This window comes from Inquilinus sp. (assembly GCF_057815775.1).
In genome coordinates this window covers 1-3,782 of the sequence record NZ_JBYRFX010001172.1, presented here as the reverse complement: position 1 = coordinate 3,782, position 3,782 = coordinate 1, and the positions used below count along the sequence as shown (strand labels likewise).

Below are 3,782 nucleotides of genomic sequence, written 5' to 3'. Positions count from 1 at the left end.
TTCGGCAGGTCGCGCTTGTAGGCCTCGGCCCCCGGCGGGATGAAGAACACGTCGTTCTTGCCCCAGACAGCCAACAGCGGCGGCCGGTGCTGGCGGAAATAGGCCTGGAAGTCCGGATACAGCGCCACGTTGGTGCGGTAGCTCAGGATCAGGTCGAGCTGGATCTCCTGCGCCTCCGGCCGGTGCATATAGAAGCTGTCCAGGGTGTGGCCGTCGGGCGAGACCCGGTCGGCCGGGGCGCCGTGCTGGTACTGGAAGCTGATCGCCTCGTCGGTCAGCGAGGCGCGGCAAACTTCGCGGTTCGCCGCCGTCGGTTCGCGCCAATAGGTCTGCCACGGACCCCATTCTGCGCTCAGCCCCTCGATATAGGCGTTGCCGTTCTGGCTGATGATGGCGCTGATCCGCTCCGGATGCTTCATCGCCAGCCGCAGCCCGGTCGGCGCGCCATAGTCGAAGATGTAGAGGGCATAGCGCGTCAGGCCCATGGCCTCGGTGAAGCCGTCGATCACCTCGGCCAGATGGTCGAAGCTGTACTCGAAGGACGCGCGCGGCGGCGTGATGGTGTTGCCGAAGCCCGGCAGGTCGGGCGCGATCACCCGGTAGCGGTCGGCCAGCAGCGGGATCAGGTCGCGGAACATGTGGCCGGCGGTCGGGAAGCCGTGCAGCAGCAGCAGCACCGGGGCGTCGCGCGGCCCGGCCTCGCGATAGAACACCGAGGTGTCGCCGACCTGCTTGGTACCGTAGGTCACGGTCATGTCGTCTGTCTCCTGCGAAATCGGGGCCGCCGCCCGGGCGGCGACGGGAAGGGCAGCGAGGCCGCCAAGACCGCCGAGAAGGGTCAGCATCAATCGTCTGGTCAGGCCGAAATCATACGCCGGCATGGATGCCTCGTGTCGGGATTGCATTCGGCCCTGAATGTGGGTGGTTTCCGATCCTGGAATAACCGGGCAGGGTGGCAATCTGAGATTGCAAAAGGTGAAATCATGGATCGGCTCGAGGCCATGAGCATCTTCGTCGCCGTGGTGGATGCGGGATCGCTTGCCGCTGCGGCCCGGGCGTTGGGGCGGTCGCCGGCCACGGTGACGCGGGCGATCATGGTGCTGGAGGCGCGGCTGGGCGAAAGGCTGCTGCACCGGAACGCCCGCACCCTGCGGCTGACCGACAGCTGCGAGCGCCACCTGGCCGTCTACCGCAACGTCCTGGCCGAACTGGATGAGGCGGAGCGCAACGATGTGGGCGCCGGTGTGTTGGCGGGCACCATCGGGATCACCGCGCCGGAGCTGTTCGGCCGGCTGAAGGTGATGCCGGTGCTGGAGGAATTCCTGGCCGGCCACCCGGCGGTGCGGGCGCGCATGCTGCTGCTGGACCGGCTGGTGAATCTGGTGGAGGAGGGGGTGGATATCGCCGTCCGCCTGGCGCCGCTGCCGGATTCCGGCGTGGTCGAGGTGCGGCTGGGCGAGGTGCGGAAGCTGGTCTGCGCCGCCCCGTCCTATCTCGACCGCTCAGGCGTGCCGGACAGCCCGGCCGAGCTGCCGCGGCACATCTGTCTCGGCGAGGAGGAGGCCAATGAGCGCGAGCTGTGGCGCTTTGTCGACCGCACAGCACCCCGCAACCGGGCGATGTCGGTCGCGATCGAACCGCGGATCGCGCTGAACGGCGCCGGCGCGGCGATCGATGCCGCCCTCCGCGGCCGGGGCATCTGCCGGGCCCTGTCCTACCAGGTGATCGATCACCTGGCGGCCGGGCGGCTGGTGGCCCTGCTGCCCGGGTTCGAGCCGGAGCCGATTCCGGTCCATCTGGTGTTCCACCCGATCCCGCGGCGCAACGCGGTGCTGCGCGCCTTCGTCGACCATGCCACACCGCGGCTTCGGGCCGAACTGGCGGCGATCGCGGCGCGGATGCCGTGATGGGACGGCCTCAGGCAGCGCCCCGGCGATTGCATCGGCATGGCAGATACACCTGCCCCGATGCGTTGACAGCGCCCGGGAAAGAAGACACTTGGCATCGCATGGTCTCCGATACCCCCACCGCCACGACCTCGACCGAAGCCGTCCATTGGCGGCAGAATCTCTATGTCTGCCTGTTCGGGTCGTTCACGACCATCATCGCCATGACGCTGCTGCTGCCGTTCCTGCCGCTCTATGTCGAGCATCTCGGCGTGACGTCGCCGGCGGCGATCGTGCAATGGTCCGGCGTCGCCTTCGGCATCACCTTCCTGGCCGCGGCGCTGGTGTCGCCGCTGTGGGGCCGGCTGGCCGACCGCTATGGCCGCAAGCTGATGCTGGTGCGCGCCAGCCTGGGCATGGCCGTGGTCATGTCGATGATGGGGCTGGCGCACAATGTCTACGAGCTGGTGGCGCTGCGGCTGCTCACCGGGCTGGCCGGCGGCTATGCCTCCGGCGCGGTGATCCTGGTGGCGATGCAGACGCCGAAGGACCGCTCCGCCTGGGCGCTCGGCACGCTGTCGATCGGCGTCATGGCCGGCAGCTTCGTCGGGCCACTGGTGGGCGGCGTGCTGCCGGACCTGATCGGGCTGCGGCAGACCTTCTTCGCCGCCGGCGGCACCATCTTCATCGCCTTCCTGGCGACCTGCTTCCTGATCCGCGAGGACCATGGCGCGCTGGCAGCCCGGCGGGCCGCAGGCGCGCCGCGCGTCGGCACCTGGGCGGCGATCCCGGACCGGCGCCCGGTCCTGGCCATGCTGGCGACGGCGCTGATGCTGATGTTCGCCAACATGTCGATCGAGCCGATCATCACCGTCTATGTCGCCCAGCTGGTGCCGGCGGGCGGGCGCATCGCCCTGATGTCGGGGCTGGTGATGGCGGCGGCGGCGCTGGCCAGCATCATCGCCGCCCCGCGCGTCGGGCGGCTGGCCGACCGGATCGGCGCCTGGGGCGTGGTGATCGGCTGCCTGGTCGCCTGCGCCGTGCTGCTGATCCCGCAGGCCTTCGTCACCGATGCCTGGCAGCTGGTGGGCCTGCGCTTCCTGATGGGGCTGGCGCTGGCGGGGCTGTTGCCGTCGATCACCTCGCTGATCCGGCACAGCGTGCCGGACACGGTGACGGGCGGCGTGCTGGGCTATTCCCAGTCGGCCCAGTATCTCGGCCAGATCACCGGGCCGCTGGCCGGCGGATTCCTCGGCGCGCAGTTCGGCATGTCCTCGGTGTTCTTCGCCACCAGCGCGCTGATGCTGGCCGGGGCCGGGGTCAACTGGGCTGTCCACCGCAGCCTGCAGCGCCGGCCGGTGCCGGACGGGTCGGCTAGCCGGGCACGGTGACGCGGGCCGGGGCGGCGCGGAAGCCGCGCCAGCCCTCGGCGCGTAGCTGGCAGGCCGGGCATTCGCCGCAGCCATGGCCCCAGCGGTGCGACTGGCCGCGGTCGCCGAGATAGCAGCTGTGGGTCCCGTCCCGGATCAGCTCGACCAGCGCGCCGCCGCCCAGCGATTCCGCCATCCGCCAAGTCTCTGCCTTGTCGATCCACATCAGCGGCGTGTGCACGACGAAGCGCCGCTCCATCCCCAGGTTCAGCGCCAGCTGCATCGCCTTCATCGTGTCGTCGCGGCAGTCGGGATAGCCGGAGAAATCGGTCTCGCAGACGCCGACCACGAGATGGCGCAGGCCGCGGCGATAGGCCAGGGCGGCGGCGAAGTTCAGGAAGATCAGGTTGCGGCCGGGCACGAAGGTGTTCGGCAGGCCGTTGTCCTGCATCGCGATCTCGACATCGCGGGTCAGCGCCGTGTCGCTGAGCTGGCCGAGCACGCCGAGGTCGAGCATGTGGTCGGG

At 69.8% G+C, this 3,782-nt stretch carries 4 protein-coding genes; 2 read left to right on the top strand and 2 right to left on the bottom strand.

Annotated features, from left to right (window positions below):
• Nucleotides 1–881, bottom strand: an 881-nt coding sequence (locus tag AC3XYG_RS41740; RefSeq protein WP_489145822.1) for an alpha/beta fold hydrolase, incomplete at its 3' end; no start/stop codon positions are given.
• Nucleotides 882–983: 102 nt separating this feature from the next.
• Between AC3XYG_RS41740 and AC3XYG_RS41735 the strand changes: the two genes are divergently transcribed.
• Nucleotides 984–1,907 (top strand): LysR substrate-binding domain-containing protein, encoded by a 924-nt coding sequence (locus AC3XYG_RS41735; RefSeq protein WP_489145821.1) that lies wholly within the window; start codon nt 984–986, stop codon nt 1,905–1,907.
• 101 nt (nt 1,908–2,008) lie between these two features.
• The gene (locus tag AC3XYG_RS41730; protein ID WP_489145820.1) at nt 2,009–3,277 is read left to right on the top strand and encodes an MFS transporter; all 1,269 of its coding nucleotides are present in this window, start codon (nt 2,009–2,011) and stop codon (nt 3,275–3,277) included.
• Here the strand turns inward: AC3XYG_RS41730 and AC3XYG_RS41725 are convergent.
• A partial coding sequence (locus tag AC3XYG_RS41725; RefSeq protein WP_489145819.1) for a 7-cyano-7-deazaguanine synthase occupies nt 3,261–3,782 on the bottom strand: 522 nt, incomplete at its 5' end. The genes AC3XYG_RS41730 and AC3XYG_RS41725 overlap by 17 nt on opposite strands.

Coding starts and splice junctions, on each gene's coding strand:
- AC3XYG_RS41735 (WP_489145821.1), top strand. CDS start 984: ATGGATCGGCTCGAGGCCATGAGCATCTTCGTCGCCGTGGTGGATGCG.
- AC3XYG_RS41730 (WP_489145820.1), top strand. CDS start 2,009: ATGGTCTCCGATACCCCCACCGCCACGACCTCGACCGAAGCCGTCCAT.